The sequence below is a fragment of the Paraburkholderia sp. HD33-4 genome (assembly GCF_021390635.1).
Classification (GTDB): domain Bacteria; phylum Pseudomonadota; class Gammaproteobacteria; order Burkholderiales; family Burkholderiaceae; genus Paraburkholderia.
Window position 1 is genome coordinate 3,341,888 of record NZ_JAJEJS010000001.1, and the last position, 16,394, is coordinate 3,358,281.

The 16,394-nt window shown below is 63.8% G+C and carries 17 protein-coding genes; 4 read left to right on the top strand and 13 right to left on the bottom strand.

Features of this window, described 5'->3' with window-relative positions:
* Positions 1 to 47 precede the first annotated feature (47 nt).
* From rplS to rpsP, 4 genes are all read right to left on the bottom strand, one after another.
* A complete protein-coding gene (rplS, locus tag L0U84_RS14820) occupies positions 48 to 434 on the bottom strand; it encodes a 50S ribosomal protein L19 (protein ID WP_167050256.1) in 387 nt (128 codons plus the stop codon).
* 150 nt (positions 435 to 584) lie between these two features.
* A complete protein-coding gene (trmD, locus tag L0U84_RS14825; protein WP_233850809.1) occupies positions 585 to 1,352 on the bottom strand; it encodes a tRNA (guanosine(37)-N1)-methyltransferase TrmD in 768 nt (255 codons plus the stop codon).
* A 25-nt stretch (positions 1,353 to 1,377) separates the two neighbouring features.
* Positions 1,378 to 2,112, bottom strand: a complete 735-nt coding sequence (rimM, locus tag L0U84_RS14830) for a ribosome maturation factor RimM (RefSeq protein WP_233850811.1) — start codon at positions 2,110 to 2,112, stop codon at positions 1,378 to 1,380.
* 134 nt (positions 2,113 to 2,246) lie between these two features.
* Entirely contained in the window at positions 2,247 to 2,501 is a 255-nt protein-coding gene (gene rpsP / locus L0U84_RS14835; protein ID WP_013090118.1) for a 30S ribosomal protein S16, read from the bottom strand.
* Positions 2,502 to 2,723: 222 nt separating this feature from the next.
* Here rpsP and L0U84_RS14840 point away from each other — a divergent pair, with 222 nt between their 5' ends.
* Both L0U84_RS14840 and L0U84_RS14845 read left to right on the top strand, forming a co-directional pair.
* On the top strand, positions 2,724 to 3,857 hold the full coding sequence (locus tag L0U84_RS14840) for a PQQ-dependent sugar dehydrogenase (RefSeq protein WP_442794037.1): 1,134 nt from the start codon (positions 2,724 to 2,726) through the stop codon (positions 3,855 to 3,857).
* Positions 3,858 to 4,054: 197 nt separating this feature from the next.
* A complete protein-coding gene (locus L0U84_RS14845; protein WP_233850813.1) occupies positions 4,055 to 4,522 on the top strand; it encodes an NINE protein in 468 nt (155 codons plus the stop codon).
* Positions 4,523 to 4,558: 36 nt separating this feature from the next.
* Here the strand turns inward: L0U84_RS14845 and L0U84_RS14850 are convergent, their stop codons facing one another.
* A complete protein-coding gene (locus tag L0U84_RS14850) occupies positions 4,559 to 5,710 on the bottom strand; it encodes a PA0069 family radical SAM protein (RefSeq protein ID WP_233850815.1) in 1,152 nt (383 codons plus the stop codon).
* 145 nt (positions 5,711 to 5,855) lie between these two features.
* Complete coding sequence (locus L0U84_RS14855) at positions 5,856 to 6,344, bottom strand: Lrp/AsnC ligand binding domain-containing protein (protein ID WP_062127950.1); 489 nt, start codon at positions 6,342 to 6,344, stop codon at positions 5,856 to 5,858.
* Between the two features lie 180 nt (positions 6,345 to 6,524).
* On the opposite strand from L0U84_RS14855, the gene L0U84_RS14860 reads away from it, so the two are divergent.
* Positions 6,525 to 7,811 (top strand): D-amino acid dehydrogenase, encoded by a 1,287-nt coding sequence (locus tag L0U84_RS14860; RefSeq protein WP_129958117.1) that lies wholly within the window; start codon positions 6,525 to 6,527, stop codon positions 7,809 to 7,811.
* 136 nt (positions 7,812 to 7,947) lie between these two features.
* On the opposite strand, the gene L0U84_RS14865 is transcribed toward L0U84_RS14860, so the two are convergent.
* The 6 genes from L0U84_RS14865 to L0U84_RS14890 form a co-directional block, all read right to left on the bottom strand.
* Entirely contained in the window at positions 7,948 to 9,738 is a 1,791-nt protein-coding gene (locus tag L0U84_RS14865; protein WP_233850817.1) for an acyl-CoA dehydrogenase, read from the bottom strand.
* A gap of 98 nt (positions 9,739 to 9,836) precedes the next feature.
* Positions 9,837 to 10,772, bottom strand: coding sequence for an electron transfer flavoprotein subunit alpha/FixB family protein (locus L0U84_RS14870; RefSeq protein ID WP_233850819.1), 936 nt, complete (start codon positions 10,770 to 10,772; stop codon positions 9,837 to 9,839).
* Positions 10,773 to 10,849: 77 nt separating this feature from the next.
* The gene (locus tag L0U84_RS14875) at positions 10,850 to 11,599 is read right to left on the bottom strand and encodes an electron transfer flavoprotein subunit beta/FixA family protein (RefSeq protein WP_233850821.1); all 750 of its coding nucleotides are present in this window, start codon (positions 11,597 to 11,599) and stop codon (positions 10,850 to 10,852) included.
* A 236-nt stretch (positions 11,600 to 11,835) separates the two neighbouring features.
* Complete coding sequence (locus L0U84_RS14880) at positions 11,836 to 12,633, bottom strand: MetQ/NlpA family ABC transporter substrate-binding protein (RefSeq protein WP_233850823.1); 798 nt, start codon at positions 12,631 to 12,633, stop codon at positions 11,836 to 11,838.
* Positions 12,634 to 12,682: 49 nt separating this feature from the next.
* A complete protein-coding gene (locus tag L0U84_RS14885; protein ID WP_008924321.1) occupies positions 12,683 to 13,336 on the bottom strand; it encodes a methionine ABC transporter permease in 654 nt (217 codons plus the stop codon).
* The gene (locus tag L0U84_RS14890) at positions 13,326 to 14,360 is read right to left on the bottom strand and encodes a methionine ABC transporter ATP-binding protein (protein ID WP_233850825.1); all 1,035 of its coding nucleotides are present in this window, start codon (positions 14,358 to 14,360) and stop codon (positions 13,326 to 13,328) included. The genes L0U84_RS14885 and L0U84_RS14890 overlap by 11 nt, the downstream gene beginning before the upstream one ends.
* A 239-nt stretch (positions 14,361 to 14,599) precedes the next feature.
* On the opposite strand from L0U84_RS14890, the gene L0U84_RS14895 reads away from it, so the two are divergent.
* Positions 14,600 to 15,505, top strand: a complete 906-nt coding sequence (locus L0U84_RS14895) for an alpha/beta hydrolase (RefSeq protein WP_233850826.1) — start codon at positions 14,600 to 14,602, stop codon at positions 15,503 to 15,505.
* Positions 15,506 to 15,532: 27 nt separating this feature from the next.
* On the opposite strand, the gene L0U84_RS14900 is transcribed toward L0U84_RS14895, so the two are convergent.
* Positions 15,533 to 16,342, bottom strand: coding sequence for an enoyl-CoA hydratase (locus L0U84_RS14900; RefSeq protein WP_233850827.1), 810 nt, complete (start codon positions 16,340 to 16,342; stop codon positions 15,533 to 15,535).
* Positions 16,343 to 16,394 lie beyond the last annotated feature (52 nt).

Consider the following 16,394-nt stretch of genomic DNA (forward strand, 5'->3'; position numbering starts at 1 on the left):
CTGGCCAACAAAAAAGCACCCGCGAGGGGTGCTTTTTCTTACAGCATTTACGCTTCGGAAGCAGCGCGGTCCTTCGAGACCAGCTTTTCCTTGATTCGAGCCGACTTGCCCGAACGCTCGCGCAGGTAGTACAGCTTCGCACGACGCACATCGCCGCGACGCTTGACGACGATGCTTGCCAGCAGCGGCGAATACGTCTGGAACGTACGCTCGACGCCTTCGCCCGACGAAATCTTGCGGACGATGAACGACGAATTCAGACCACGGTTACGCTTGGCGATCACGACGCCTTCGTAAGCCTGCACACGCTTACGCGTGCCTTCAACCACGTTCACGCTGACGATGACCGTGTCGCCCGGACCAAAATCCGGAATGGTCTTTTCGCCGAGGACGCGCGCGATTTCTTCCTGCTCAAGTTTTGCAATCAGATTCATTACTGACTCCTGGATCCATCTTGTCGGCGTTCGTACCTGCCTCACGCGCTTACTGCGTTCGGCTACGGCCCCGATAGAGGATGGGTTCACATCTGGCGCCGCACACGCATGTACGGCACCGCCTTGTGTCCGCTCGAAAGACCCTGGGCCTCAGGCCTTCGGTTCTTCCTTCGCGAGACTTGCAAGCCACGCCTCGTCGGCGCGGCTCAGCATTCTGTTCTTTCGGGCCTTCACGATCAGATCGGGCCGTTTGTGAAACGTGTTGCGCAATGCTTCGCGCCGCCGCCACGCTTCGATTTCCGCATGGTGGCCGCCGAGCAGCACATCAGGCACCCGCACGCCCTCGTATTCTTCGGGACGCGTGTAGTGCGGGCAATCGAGCAGCACGTCGACGAAACTATCCTGCACCGCCGACTGCGAGTCGTTCAGCACGCCGGGCAACTGACGCACGACCGCATCCATCAACGCCATCGCGGGCAACTCGCCACCCGACAGCACGAAGTCGCCAAGGCTGACTTCCTCGTCGACGACACGGTCGAGCAGACGCTGGTCGATCGCTTCGTAGCGCCCGCACAACAAGATCAGACCAGGTTCGGCCGCGAACTTCATCACGCGCTCGTGATTCAGCGTGGCGCCTTGCGGCGACATCATCACGACGCGCGACGCGCCAATGCCCTGCTCCGACTGCGCCGCTTTCGCGGCACTGATCGCGTCTTCGAGCGGCCGGGCCAGCATGACCATGCCGGGGCCGCCGCCGTATGGGCGATCGTCGATCGTGCGGTAGTTATCTGTCGTGAAATCGCGCGGATTCCACGTACGCAACCCATAGCGCTGCTGCTTCGCGGCCCGACTGGTGATACCCCAGTCGGTCAACGCGCGGAACATTTCTGGAAAGAGCGTCACGACATCGAACTGCATCGCTCTCCCCATTCAACGATAGATTTCAATAGTCAGCTTCCCAGTCGACGACGATCTGCTTTGCCGTCTGGTCTACCGTTTTGACAAAGACGCCGACGAACGGGATCAAACGCTCGCCTGCGACCGGCTTGCCGTTTTTGTCGGTAGCCGGATATTCGATGCGCAGCACCGACTGCGCACCGTTGTCGATCATGCTGGCGACCTTGCCGAGATTGAGCCCGGCGAGATTCACCACGTCCAGGCCGATCAGATCGACCCAGTAGAATTCGTCGGCTTCGAGCGCCGGAAATTCGCTACGGCTGACGTACACGCGAGAGCCGCGCAAAGCGAGCGCCACATCGCGGTCAGCGACGCCACCCAGCCGGGCGACCACGCTGTCGCTATGCGTTTTGGACTGCAAGGACGGCGCCGACTTGCGCTCCTCGCCCTTCAGCAGCCACCAGCGCTTCGCGCTCAGCAAGGCGTCGCCACCGTGCCCGGTATCCGCGTGCGCGGCTACCTTGACCCAGCCTTTGAGCCCGTAAGCGTCGACAATTGCGCCGATTTCGACCGCATCGGCCGGCCAGCTTGCCACCGTTTCGATGCGCATTTCTGCAGCTTCGGAACCAGCGTTCGCGACATTGGCTTGCGCCTCTTTCGCCTTGCCGTCGGTTCGTTCGACCGGCTTGCGGACGAATGCACCGAACGACGCCTGACCAGACGCCTTTGCGCGCGAAGCTGCCTTGGCGCTACCAGAACTGCCGGAATCACGCTCAGACATCGAATAACCTCGACAACAACTTCGCAGCCTGCTTTGGCGTCTGCTTCAGTAAAACAAATTGCGCATCGGACTGCTCACGCGAGCCGCACGAGCCGCCGGCCGAACCGACGACGATACGCCTGCGGGCCGCCATATCAAGCAGCCGGCTGCGCCTTTTGCGCTTCCTTCACGAGACGCTCGACGGTCGGCGACAGTTGCGCGCCAACACCTTGCCAGTACGTCAGGCGATCCTGAGCGATACGCAGGGACTCGCCCTTCGTAGCGACCGGGTTGTAGAAACCGACGCGCTCGATGAAGCGGCCGTCACGACGGCTGCGCGAATCGGTGGCGACGATGTTGTAGAACGGGCGCTTCTTGGAGCCGCCACGAGCCAAGCGGATGATGACCATACTAGAATCCTTGAAAACCGGGGTTCGGAACGACTGAAACACGCGATTATAGCGGGAAACCGACGCCATAACAAACACTTACCGGGATAAACTGCGGAACCGGAGTGCACCGGCCTTCCACAAGAGCTGCGTGAGCCGGCTCAAACGCCCGCATTACTTGAAGGAGCGCCTGTGCGACGCCAGCCGAACCTCTCGTTTCCGTTCGCCTTTTTTGCCTTTTTCGTGCGCTCTGCTGGACTTTTGCGCACCTCGTGCAGCCGGATTCTACGCGTAGCGGCGTGCGTGTTACTCGCCGCCCAGGCGTTGACGGCAAACGCCGCACTGCCCATCGAGAAAATCACGCTGCCGCCGGGCTTTCACATCGAAGTGTTGTCGGACGACGTGCCGAGCGCTCGCGCGATGACGTTCTCGCCCAAGGGCATTCTCTACGTAGGCAGCCAGGATGGGCACGTCTATGCGCTCGAGCTGCGCAACGGCCGCGTGACGGGCCGCCACGTGATCGCGTCAGGGCTGCAGATGCCAGCCGGCGTCGCGTGGCACGAAGGCGCACTGTACGTGTCGGCCGTGTCGAAAGTCGTGCGCTTCGATGCGATCGACGCGCACCTGACCGATCCGCCGAAACCCGTCGTCGTCACCGACAAGCTGCCCACAGAAACGCATCACGGCTGGAAATTCATCGCGTTCGGCCCGGATGGCAAGCTGTATGTGCCGCAGGGCGCGCCGTGCAACATTTGCGAGCGAGACCCGGACCGCTTTGCGCTGATTGGCCGCATGGACCCGGACGGCAGCCACTACGAGGTCGTCGCACGCGGCATCCGCAATTCGGTTGGCTTCGCGTGGCATCCGGTCACGCACGAACTGTGGTTCACCGACAACGGCCGCGACCTGCTCGGCGACGATATCCCGAGCGACAAGCTCAACCGCGCGCCACGGCTCGACATGAATTTCGGCTTTCCGTACTGTCACGGTGGCGACACGCCCGACCCCGAGTTCGGCAAGGACCATCCGTGCAGCGAATTCACGCCGCCGGTCGTCCAGCTTGGCGCGCACGTGGCGGCGCTCGGCATGCGCTTCTACGACGGCCCGATGTTTCCAGCCGACTACCGGAACAATATCTTCATCGCCGAACACGGCTCGTGGAATCGCAGCAAGAAGGTCGGTTACCGCGTCGTGCGCGTGATCACCGATCCCGACGGCAGCCACGCACGCCAGCAGGTCTTTGCCGAAGGCTGGCTGCAACCCGGCGAATCGGTCTGGGGCCGCCCCGCCGACGTGCTGCCGTTGCCAGACGGTTCGCTACTGATCAGCGACGACACCGCCGGCGCGATCTATCGCGTCACTTACTCAGCGCCGTAACGCGCGGATGCCTGCGTGCCAGGCCGAGCTGCCGCACTCGCCTGGAGCCACGCCCGGCGCATCCCGCCACCCCACTTTCAGACCGGGCGCCCGCCCGCCACGTGACCGCCCGCCCGCCACAGGCGTAGAATGCGCGTCGGTTCGCGCCCCGCGGCGCACCGCTCCTTTCGACCGCCTGTCACTCTGCCCACGCGTTCATGTCCACCGTTGCCTCGACTTCCCCTCGCTTCAGATCCAAGACGCTCACCGCCGCGTTGGCGTTCCTGTTCGGTAGCCTCGGCGCCCATCGCTTTTATTTGTACGGCACACGGGATATCTACGGCTGGGCGCATCTGCTTGGCACGCTGATCGGCATTCCCGGCGTGATGCTGCTGATCGCGACCGAGCGCGCGTCGATCCTCGGCTGGGTGCTCGCGTCGATCGGCGCGGTGTCGTTGTTTTCCGCGTTTCTGGCCGCGCTTGTCTACGGGCTGCGTCCGGATCAAAAATGGGACGCGCAATTCAACGCTCACACGCAACGCAAAAGCCGCTCAGGCTGGACGGTCATCTTCGTCGTAATCTTTTCGCTGCTGATTGGCGCGTTTCTGCTGATGACCGGCCTCGCGCTGGCGTTCCAAACCTACTTCGAAAGTCAGGTCGAAGCGGCTAAAGCGATTTCTCAGTAGCGCCCTCGGCACCGGACCAGCAAACGCGCCGGCACGCTAGAAAAGCCTCAGTTGCGGATTGTCGCGCGCCGGTGCGCTCGCCTGCTCGGCGGGCGGCGGCTCGATGCGACGGAAGTGCGACATGTCGAGAATGCCGCGGTCGCGCCCGGTCAGCCCCAACCGGCGCACGGCCTTGTGAAAGCGCTGCCTCAGCAGATCCGCCCATAATCCCTCTCCCTTCATGCGAGTCGAGAACGACGAGTCGTAATCCTTGCCGCCCCGCATGTCGCGCACACGGCTCATCACGCGCTCGGCCCGATCCGGGAAATGCGCGCTCAGCCAATCCTTGAACAGCGGCGCGACCTCCCATGGCAGCCGCAGCACGATATAGCTCGCATTGCTCGCACCCGCTTGCGCGCACGCTTCGAGCACGCGCTCCATGTCCGGTTCGGTGACGAACGGGATCACCGGCGCGATGCTGACGCCGACCGGAATGCCCGCCTCGCTAAGCGTGCGGATCGTGCGCAGCCGGCGCGACGGCGTGGCCGCGCGCGGTTCGAGCGTCCGTGCGATGTCGGCGTCCAGCGTCGTGATGGTGATAGCCGCCATGAACTGCCCGCGTTCCGCCATCGGCGCGAGCAGATCGATGTCGCGCTCGATCAGCGACGATTTGGTGATCGCCGCGAACGGGTGATTGCGCTCGCTGAGCACCTCGACCACACGACGCGTCAGGCGCAAGTCGCGTTCGGCGGGTTGCCATGCATCGGTCGCGACGCCGAGCGCGATCGGCTCCGGCACATAGGATTTTTTCGATAGTTCCCGCTCGAGCAGTTCGGGCGCGTTGATCTTCGCGTAGATACGGCTTTCGAAATCGAGCCCCGGCGACAAGCCCAGGTAGCTGTGCGTGGGCCGTGCGAAGCAATAGATGCAGCCGTGCTCGCAGCCGCGATACGGATTCAGCGACACATTGAACGGAATGTCCGGCGACGCGTTGCGGGTGAGGATGGTTTTGGCGCGCTCCTCGAACACCTGCGTGCGCAGGACCTTCGGCTCACCGTCTTCGTCGGCCGTCTGCCAGCCGTCGTCGACGGCCTCGCGCTGGTCGACTTCGTAGCGGCCTTGCAGGTTCGTGACCGCGCCGCGCCCCTTGCGAGGCGCCGGCGGCGCGATCGGAAATTCGGGAATGTCAGGGGTGTCGGGGTCATCCACGGCAGGCCACGCAATGCAAACGCAAACAGGGAAGCGCCAAAAGAAAACGGCGCAAAACACCTGTATAAATATACAGTGTTTACGCCGTTTGTCGAGCACTTCGTCGAGCTGCAATGGGCGGCCAGCGCCGTCAGTTAGTCGGCACTTACTCGCCCACCGCGATCGTCAGCGTTTCCTTGATTTCCTCCATCACCACATAGCTCTTCGACTGCACCGCGCCCGGCAGCTGCAGCAGGATGTCGCCGAGCAATTTGCGGTAGTCGGCCATTTCGCCGATGCGCGCCTTGATCAGATAGTCGAAATCGCCCGACACGAGGTGGCACTCGAGCACCTCGGGGATCTTTTGCACCTCGCGCCGGAACTGGTCGAACATGTTGCCGCTCTTGTGATCGAGCGTGATCTCGACGAATACGAGCAGCGCCGCGCCCAGCTCGGCCGGGTTCACGCGCGCATAGTAGCCGGTGATCACGCCGTCGCGCTCCATTCGCTTGACGCGCTCGATGCACGGCGTCACCGACAGTCCGACCTGCTCGGCCAGGTCCTTCATCGCCATACGACCGTCCTGCTGCAGGAGCCGCAGGATCTTGTGATCGAGCTTGTCGAGAGCCCGCACGGGCTGGCGCTGGGTACGCATGGTGTTTTTTCTAAAAATGATGAAAATACGATAACAAAACCTGTCCCACTGTTAATAGTATAGCGGTTAACACTGGGCAAACAGCATTTCACCTCACGTTGCAGCTCGTTGAATCGAATCAGATCGAATCCAGCGAAGAACGCCTTGCCCTCACACAATTTTTGGATACCTGGAGCAGCTATGCGAGTCGTCGTTTTGGGCAGTGGCGTCGTCGGCGTAACGAGTGCGTATTACCTCGCACGCGCCGGTCACGAAGTGACCGTCATCGATCGCGAGGCCGGCCCGGCGCTCGAAACCAGCTTTGCCAACGCAGGCCAGATCTCGCCGGGGTACGCGTCGCCGTGGGCCGCACCGGGCGTGCCGCTGAAGGCCGTCAAGTGGATGTTCCAGAAGCACGCGCCGCTCGCGATCCGCCTTGACGGCACCGCGTTTCAGCTGCAATGGATGTGGCAGATGCTGCAGAACTGCACGGCACCGCGCTATGCGGTGAACAAGGGCCGCATGGTGCGGCTCGCCGAATACAGCCGCGACTGCCTGCAGGCGCTGCGCGCCGACACCGGCATTCAGTACGAAGGCCGCACCGGCGGCACGCTGCAGGTGTTTCGCACGCAGCAGCAGTTCGATGGCGCCGCGAAAGACATCGCCGTGCTGCAGGAAGCCAACGTGCCGTACGAACTGCTGACGGCGGACCAACTGGGCAAGGCCGAGCCGGCGCTCGCCGCGGTGTCGCACAAGCTCACCGGCGGCCTGCGCCTGCCCGGCGACGAAACCGGCGACTGCCAGATGTTCACGACGCGCCTCGCGGCGCTTGCCGAAGAACTAGGCGTCAAGTTCCGCTACAACACGTCGATCGACGCGCTCGCGATGGCGGGCGGCCGCATCGCCGGCGTGCAGTGCGGCGGCGAACTGGTGCGCGCGGATTCGTTCGTGGTTGCGCTCGGTTCGTATTCGACGCGTTTCCTCGACGGCATCGTAAAGATCCCGGTCTATCCGCTGAAGGGCTATTCGATCACCGCGCCGATCGTCGACGCGGCTGCCGCGCCGGTGTCGACCGTGCTCGACGAAACCTACAAGATCGCGATCACGCGCTTCGACGACCGGATTCGCGTCGGCGGCATGGCCGAGATCGTCGGCTTCGACAAATCGCTGCGCCAGGCGCGCCGCGAGACGCTGGAGCTTTCCGTGAACGACCTGTTCCCGGGTGGCGGCGACACGTCGAAGGCGACGTTCTGGACCGGTTTGCGCCCGATGACGCCGGACGGCACGCCGATCGTCGGCCGCACGCCGGTACCGAACCTGTTCCTGAACACCGGCCACGGCACGCTCGGCTGGACGATGTCGTGCGGCTCGGGCCAGCTGCTGGCCGACCTGATGTCGGGCAAGCAGCCCGCGATTCGCGCGGACGATCTATCCGTGCATCGCTACCTCGGCGAGACCGCGGGCGAGCATCGGCCGGCGTATGCGTGAGTTTGAGTGCGTGCGCTGACGTGGTCTCGGCCACGGCGTAGGCCGTATCAGCAGCAGCAAACACAAACGGCGCCTCGCGAGGCGCCGTTTGCATTTGGTCGTGCCGCCGCCGCACGCGGCCGACATCGACGCATCTTCAGAATTGATCTTCCGACAACGCCAGCACGCCCTCGCCGCCCTTCGCGCTGACGACCGCCACTTCGAGCGCCGCGGCCTGCGGCAGCACATGCTCGGCGTAGAACCTCGCGGTCGCAATCTTCGCGTCGTGAAACGCTGGATCCTCGTTGCGCTTCGCCGCCGCGGCAAGCTGCGCACGCGCCATCTGCCAGCCGCCTAACACGATGCCCGCAAGCTTCAGATAGGGCACGCTGCCGGCGAACACCGCATTCGGATCGCCCTTCGCATTCGCGACGACGAAATCGACGACCGCGCCAAGCGAGCGTTGGCCCTGCGCGAGTTGCGTCTTCATCGAGGCGAACGCCGCACCCTGCTGCGCGCCAAGCGCTTCGATGGTTTCGGCGATACCAGCAAGCAGTTCCTTCGCAACCTTGCCACCATCGCGCAGCGTCTTGCGACCGATCAGGTCGTTGGCCTGAATCGCGGTCGTGCCTTCGTAGATCGGCAGAATGCGCGCGTCGCGGTAGTACTGCGCGGCGCCGGTTTCCTCGATGAAGCCCATGCCGCCATGCACCTGCACGCCGAGGCTCGCCACGTCGATCGACAGCTCCGTGCTCCAGCCCTTCACGATCGGCACCAGGTATTCGTAGATCGCCTGATGCTTCTCGCGGGTCGCCTCGTCCGGATGACGATGCGCGATATCGCAGTGCGAGGCCGCGACGTACGCGAGCGCGCGAGATGCCTCGGTGAGGCTGCGCATCGTCGACAGCATGCGGCGCACGTCCGGGTGCTGGATGATCGCGACCGACTGCTTCGCGGAACCATCCACGGGACGACTCTGGACACGCTCCTTCGCGTACGCGACCGCCTTCTGATACGCGCGATCCGAGATCGCGACACCTTGCATGCCGACCGCGAATCGCGCCGCGTTCATCATGATGAACATGTATTCGAGGCCGCGATTCTCTTCGCCGATCAGTTGACCGAGCGCGCCGCCGTGATCGCCGAACTGCAACACCGCCGTCGGGCTCGCCTTGATGCCGAGCTTGTGCTCGATCGACACGCAATGCACGTCGTTGCGTTCACCGAGCGAGCCGTCCTCGTTGACGAGAAACTTCGGCACGAGAAACAGCGAAATGCCCTTCACGCCCTCAGGCGCATTGGGCGTGCGCGCGAGCACGAGATGGGCGATGTTCTTCGCCATGTCGTGCTCGCCCCAGGTGATGAAAATCTTCGTGCCGAACAGCTTGAACGAACCGTCGCCCTGCGGCTCGGCGCGGGTGCGCACGAGCGCGAGATCGGAGCCGGCCTGCGGCTCGGTCAGGTTCATCGTGCCGGTCCACTCGCCTGAAATCAGCTTCGGCACGAAGGTCTGTTTCTGCGCTTCGCTGCCGGCGGTCAATAACGCTTCGATCGCGCCGTCGGTCAGCAACGGACACAACGCGAACGACAGATTCGACGCGTTCAGCATTTCGACGCAAGGCGTGCCGATCAGCTTCGGTAGCCCCTGCCCTTCGTAGTCGAGCGGATGCTGGACACCCTGCCAGCCACCTTCGGAGAACTGGCGGAATGCATCCTTGAAACCCGGCGTCGCGGTGACGACGCCGTCCTTCCAGCTGCTCGGATTGCGATCGCCGTCGACGTTCAGTGGCGCGAGCACTTCGCCGCACAGTTTCGCCGACTCGTCGAGCACGGCCTGCGCCGTGTCGAGGTTTGCGTCTTCGAAGCCGGGCAGCTTCGCGATGTCTTCGAGTCCGGCCAGTTCTTTCATCACGAACAACATGTCCTTGATGGGCGCCGTATAGCTCATTCTGGTTCTCCTCCCTTGATATGAAAAAAGGGCGCGGGACTTGGTCGGTCCAGCGCCCTTCGCTTGCTTTCGGCGGCCTCTTTCAGGCGCCGCGGCGCTTAGCCGAGTTCGCTCACGAGATCCGGCACGACGGTGAACAGGTCACCGACGAGGCCGTAATCCGCCACGCTGAAAATCGGCGCTTCTGCGTCCTTGTTGATCGCGACGATGACCTTCGAGTCCTTCATGCCGGCGAGATGCTGGATCGCCCCCGAGATGCCGACCGCGACGTACAGTTGCGGCGCGACGATCTTGCCGGTCTGGCCGACCTGATAGTCGTTCGGCACGAAGCCCGCGTCGACCGCCGCGCGCGATGCGCCCAGTGCCGCGCCGAGCTTGTCGGCGAGCGGCTCCAGAACCTTCGTGTAGTTCTCGCCGTTACCCAGACCCCGGCCGCCCGACACGATGATCTTCGCGCTCGTCAGTTCCGGACGGTCCAGCTTCGTCACTTCACGGCTCACGAACTGGGAGATGCCTGCGTCGGCTGCCGCTTCGATCTTCTCGACCGCTGCGCTGCCGCCTTCGGCCGCAACTGCGTCGAAGCCCGTCGAGCGCACGGTGATGACCTTGATCGGGTCAGCCGATTGCACGATCGCGATCGCGTTGCCCGCGTAGATCGGGCGTTCGAACGTGTCGGCGCTATCCACTGCCGTGATGTCGCTGATCTGCGCGACGTCGAGCTTCGCGGCGATACGCGGCGCGACGTTCTTGCCGTAGGCGGTGGCCGGCGCGAGGATATGCGTGTAGTTCTTCGCGATGTTCAGCACCGTCGCTTCAACGTTCTCTGCGAGACCCGCTTCGAGCTGCGGCGCGTCGGCCAGTAGCACCTTGCTGACGCCGGCGATCTTCGCGGCGGCATCGGCCGCGGCCTGCGCGTTGTGACCCGCGACCAGCACGTGAATATCACCGCCGATCTTCTGTGCCGCTGCGACCGTGTTCAGCGTCGCGGCCTTGATCGACGCGTTATCGTGTTCTGCAATTACCAGATTCGTCATTTGCTCTGTCTCCGTGTCGACTGGAGTTAGCGCTTTAGCGCTTACTCCAGTCCCATGCAACATAGTTGCAGTTCAACTTAAAGCACCTTCGCTTCGGTCTTCAGCTTCTCGACCAGCGTCTTCACGTCCGGCACCATCACACCGGCAGAGCGCTTGGGCGGCTCGGCGACTTTCAGCGTCTTCAGACGCGGCGTGACATCCACGCCGAGATCTTCGGGTTTGATCGTTTCCAGCGGCTTCTTCTTCGCCTTCATGATGTTCGGCAGCGTCACGTAGCGCGGCTCATTGAGGCGCAGGTCGGTCGTAACCACGGCCGGCAGCGTCAGCGACAGCGTTTCCGCGCCGCCATCCACTTCACGCGACACCGTCGCCTTGCCGTCCGCCACCACAACCTTCGAAGCAAACGTCGCCTGCGGCAGATTCGCGAGCGCCGCGAGCATCTGGCCGGTCTGATTGGAGTCGTCGTCGATGGCCTGCTTGCCGAGGATCACCAGTTGCGGCTGTTCCTTGTCGACCAGAGCCTTGAGCAGCTTCGCAACGGCCAGCGGCTGCAGGTCTTCGTTCGATTCGATCAGGATCGCGCGGTCCGCGCCGATCGCGAGCGCGGTGCGCAGCGTTTCCTGCGATTGCGTCACGCCGGCCGATACGGCGATCACTTCGGTCGCGACGCCCGCTTCCCGCAGACGCACCGCTTCTTCAACCGCGATTTCGTCGAACGGGTTCATCGACATTTTCACGTTCGCGATGTCGACACCCGTACCGTCCGATTTCACGCGGACCTTCACGTTGTAGTCGACCACTCTTTTCACTGGCACCAGAATTTTCATGCACACGCTCCAAAGTTACGAATACGTCAACCCGACGAACATTATAGCGACTGCCCTCATGACAGCCGTGTCGCGGGCGCTCTGCGGGAGGATATCGCTCCTCAGCGGCGTGACGGCAATATCGAACGGTCGTTCTATTTTAATCCCCAAAAAACCCGGGAGACAACCCCGGGTTCCGACTCAGACCTCTAATTTCGCATTGCCGTCGTGTTCTGCAAGGTCCATGGGCCATTGTCTCACCAGGAGGTGATCACCGAGCCACCGAACTTGCTGTCAACGAACTGCTTCACTTCCGGCGAGTGATACGCCGCGACGAGCTTCGCGACCCACGGTTTGTTCTTGTCCGCTTCGCGAATCGCGATCACGTTCACGTACGGACCCTTCGGGTCTTCGATCGCGATGGCGTCCTGCTTCGGCTTGAGGCCCGCTTCCATCGCGAAGTTGGTATTGATCGCGGCGGCGTCGACGTCGCCCAGCGAACGCGGAATCTGCGCCGCATCGAGCTCGACGATCTTCAGCTTCTTCGGATTGTCGACGATGTCGAGCGGCGTCGCCTTCAATCCCGCATCGGCGCGCAGCTTCAGCAAGCCCTGCTTCTGCAGCAGCAGAAGCGCGCGACCGCCGTTGGTCGGGTCGTTCGGCACCGCGATCTTCGCGCCCGGCTGCAGTTCGGCGAGCGACTTCACCTTCTTCGAGTAGATACCCATCGGGTACGTGACCGTATCGGCGATACGGATCAGCTTGTAGCCGCGGTCCTTCACCTGCGCCTGCAAGTACGGGTCGTGCTGGTAGCTGTTCGCGTCCAGATCGCCGCTCGCGAGCGCAGCGTTCGGCTGCACGTAGTCGGAGAATTCGACGATCTTGATCGTGAGGCCGTTCTTCGCGGCGACCGTCTTCACGACGTCCATGATCTGCGCGTGCGGGCCGCCGGTGACGCCGACCTTGATCGTGTCTTCGGCCTGCGCCGCGCCGGCGGCGACGAGCGATGCCGCGCCGAGCAAGGCGGCCAGCTTGAGAATGAAGCGACGTTGCATGATGGACCTTTTTGCGAATCTCTATTGGCGGGCTTCCGAACGCCCTTGTTTATTTATGGCTCAAGCGACGCACGAGCCAATCCCCAAACGACTGCACCAGTTGCACGAACACGATCAGGATCAGCACGACTGCCAGCATCACTTCCGGCAGGAAGCGCTGGTAGCCGTAGCGGATGCCGAGGTCGCCAAGACCGCCGCCGCCGATCGCGCCGGCCATCGCCGAATAGCCGACCAGCGACACGAACGTGATCGTCAACCCGGCGACCACGCCGGGCAGCGATTCCGGCAACAACACCTTGAAGACGATCTGACTGGTGGTCGCGCCCATCGCCTGAGCGGCCTCGATGAGCCCGCGATCGACTTCGCGCAGCGCCGTCTCGACCAGACGCGCGATGAACGGCGCGGCGGCGATCGTCAGCGGCACGATCGCCGCCGCGGTGCCGATCGACGAACCGACGACGAGCCGCGTAAACGGAATCACCGCGACCAGCAGGATGATGAACGGCGTCGAACGGACCGCATTGACGATCACGCCCATCACGCGGTTCACCGCGACGTTTTCGAGCACACCCTGGCGGTCGGTCAGATACAGCAGCACGCCTAGCGGCACGCCGACCACAGCGCCAATCAGTCCGGAGATGCCCACCATGATGAGCGTCTCCCAGAACGACTGGACGAACATATCGAACATTTCACTCAACATGCGAGAGCTCCTCCACTACGACACCCTGCTCGCGCAGAAACGTGATCGCCTGCGCGACCTTCACCGGTTCGCCGCCCGCGAGCACCGCGAGCGAGCCGAACGCCTGGCCCTGGATCTCGTCGATCTGGCCGTGCAGGATGTTGAAGTCGAGTTCGTAGCGGCGAATCGTCTCCGACAGGATCGGCTGATCGACGCCCGAGCCGGTGAACGCGAGGCGCAGCAGATGGCCGCTGCCGGTCTTCAGGCGCTCTGCGACGCGCGCCTTCATGGCGGGCGGCAGTTCCTGCGCGATCACGTCGCCGATCAGCGCGCGCGTGACTTCGTGGCGCGGCTGCAGGAACACGTCGATCACCTTGCCCTCTTCGACGACGCGCCCCGCGTCGAGCACCGCGACGCGATCGCAGACCTGCTTGATCACGTCCATCTGGTGCGTGATCAGCACGATCGTCAGGTTCAATTCGCGGTTGATGCGTTTGAGCAGGTCGAGAATCGCGCGCGTGGTTTCGGGGTCGAGCGCGGAGGTCGCCTCGTCCGACAGCAGCACCTTCGGCTTGCTCGCGAGCGCACGCGCGATGCCCACGCGCTGCTTCTGTCCGCCGCTGATCTGCGCCGGATAGCGGTCCTTCTGCGCCGACAGACCGACGAGTTCGAGCAGCGGCAGCACGTTCGCCTCGATTTCGTCGCGCTTCATGCCGGCCAATTCGAGCGGCAGCGCGACGTTCTCATACACGGTGCGCGACGACAACAGATTGAAGTGCTGGAAGATCATGCCGATCTCGCGACGCGCGTCGCGCAATTGCGCGGCGGGCAGCGTCGTCAGATCGCGGTCGTTGACGACGATGTTGCCCTCGGATGGGCGCGTCAGCAGATTGATGGTGCGCACGAGCGTGCTCTTGCCCGCGCCGCTGCGGCCGATGATGCCGAACACCTCGCCCGCGGGAATCGTCAGATTGACGTTGTGCAGCGCCTCGACCCAGCCCCGGGGTCCGGCGAACCGCTGGGAAACATTGCGTATTTCGATCATGTACAAACGAAAACGGCGGAGGCTGCCGGCGAGCATCGTGCTCCCGACAAGCGGCCGCCGTTTCTTTTATTGGGATTTAAGGTCGCCATTCTACCGCAGCGTCGACATACCCTTTAATAATCAATTCCGATCTTTTCATAACCTGAAGGAATTAGAGCCGCGCCTTGTGCGCAAAGCTCGCGTGCCTCACGCCGCTACGACTATGATCGGGCCACCCTCCTTCCGCACAGGCCGTCGCCATGCAGACTTCCCCGAGCCCCACCGTGCGCGCGAGTGCCAGCAGTCTGAATAAAGACGCGCCGCAGCGCGCATCGGTCACGACCAGCGATGGCATCGAGTTGCCGCTCTATCGCTGGCGGCCGAGTGGGCCGCTACGCGCGACGGTCGCGCTCGTGCACGGCCTCGCCGAACACGCGGGGCGTTACGCGGCCGTAGCGGGCCGGCTCAATGCAGCGGGCATCGAGCTCGTCGCGATCGATCTGCGCGGCCACGGCCACGCGCCCGGCAAGCGCGCCTATGTGAAGCGCTTCGACGACTACCTGCTCGATGCGCAGGCGCTGCTCGACGCCGCCGCGCAAAGCTGCGCGCCGTTGTTTCTGATGGGTCACAGCATGGGTGGCGCGGTGGCCGCGCTGTATGCGATCGAGCGTCTCGATGCGAGCGGGCGGCGCCTGGCCGGCCTGATCCTGTCGAGCCCCGCCCTCGCGCCGGGTCGTGACGTACCGAAGTGGATGCTCGCGCTAAGCCAGCTGATCAGCCGTGTCTACCCGGGCTTCCCGGCAATGAAGATCGACCCCGCGCTGCTCTCGCGCCTTCAGCCGGTGGTCAATGCCAATATCAACGATCCGCTCGTGCATCACGACGCGATTCCGGCGCGCACCGGCGCCGAACTGCTGCTCGCGATGGCGCGTATCGAACGCGGTCGCGCGGGGCTGCGCATGCCGCTGCTGGTGTTTCATGGCACCGACGACAAACTGACCGAGCCCGACGGCAGCCGTGCGTTCGGCGCGCACGCGGGCTCGCCCGACAAGACGCTCACGCTTTACGAGGGCAGCTATCACGAGACGATGAACGACCTCGATCGCGATCGGGTGATCGAGGCATTGGTCGAGTGGATTGAACGGCGGGCGGTGGGAAGGAGTTGAGAAGACGCGGCGCTGGGCAGCCACCGGCTACCGCTTCCACTCCGGCGCGCGTTTGTCGATAAAAGCCTGCACGCCTTCGAGCGCCGAGTCGTCCATCATGTTGCACGCCATCGTCTGCCCGGCCAGCTGGTAGGCAGCCTCGATGCCCATTTCGAGCTGCCGGTAGAACAGGCCCTTGCCCGCGCTGACCGCTTCGACCGGCTTTGCGCAGATGCTCGCGGCGAGCCGCGCGACTTCGTCGTCGAGCGCATCGGCAGGGGTGACGCGGTTCACGAGCCCCTGCTTGCGCGCTTCGGCGGCGTCGATGAAATCGCCGGTCAGCAGCATTTCGAGCGCAGCCTTGCGCGACAGATTGCGCGACAGCGGCACCGACGGCGTCGCGCAGAACAATCCGAGGTTCACGCCCGATACGGCGAAGCGCGCGGTATCGGCGGCGACAGCGAGATCGCACATGGCGACGAGCTGGCAGCCGGCCGCGGTCGCGATGCCATGCACGCGCGCGATCACCGGCTGCGGCATGCGCTGGATCGTCATCATCAGCTTCGTGCAGCGCGCGAACAGCCGCTGGTAATACCCGAGCGATGGCGCCGCGCGCATTTCCTTCAGGTCGTGGCCCGCGCAGAACGCGCGGCCCGCGCCGGCGATCACGACGACGCGCGCAGCGGTCTTCGCGATGTCGGTCAGCGCCTGCTGCAGTTCGTCGAGCAGCGCTTCGGACAGCGCGTTGAACGCATCGGGCCGGTTCATCGTCACGCGCACGACGCCCGGCACGCGATACGCGTCGGGTTCGATCGTGATCAGCGACGCGTCGCCGGCGCTGGCTGGACTAGCGTTCATGGCTCGCTCCTCAGTGCGTGAATGTCGATGTTTGCTCGCCGGCTTTCGAGCC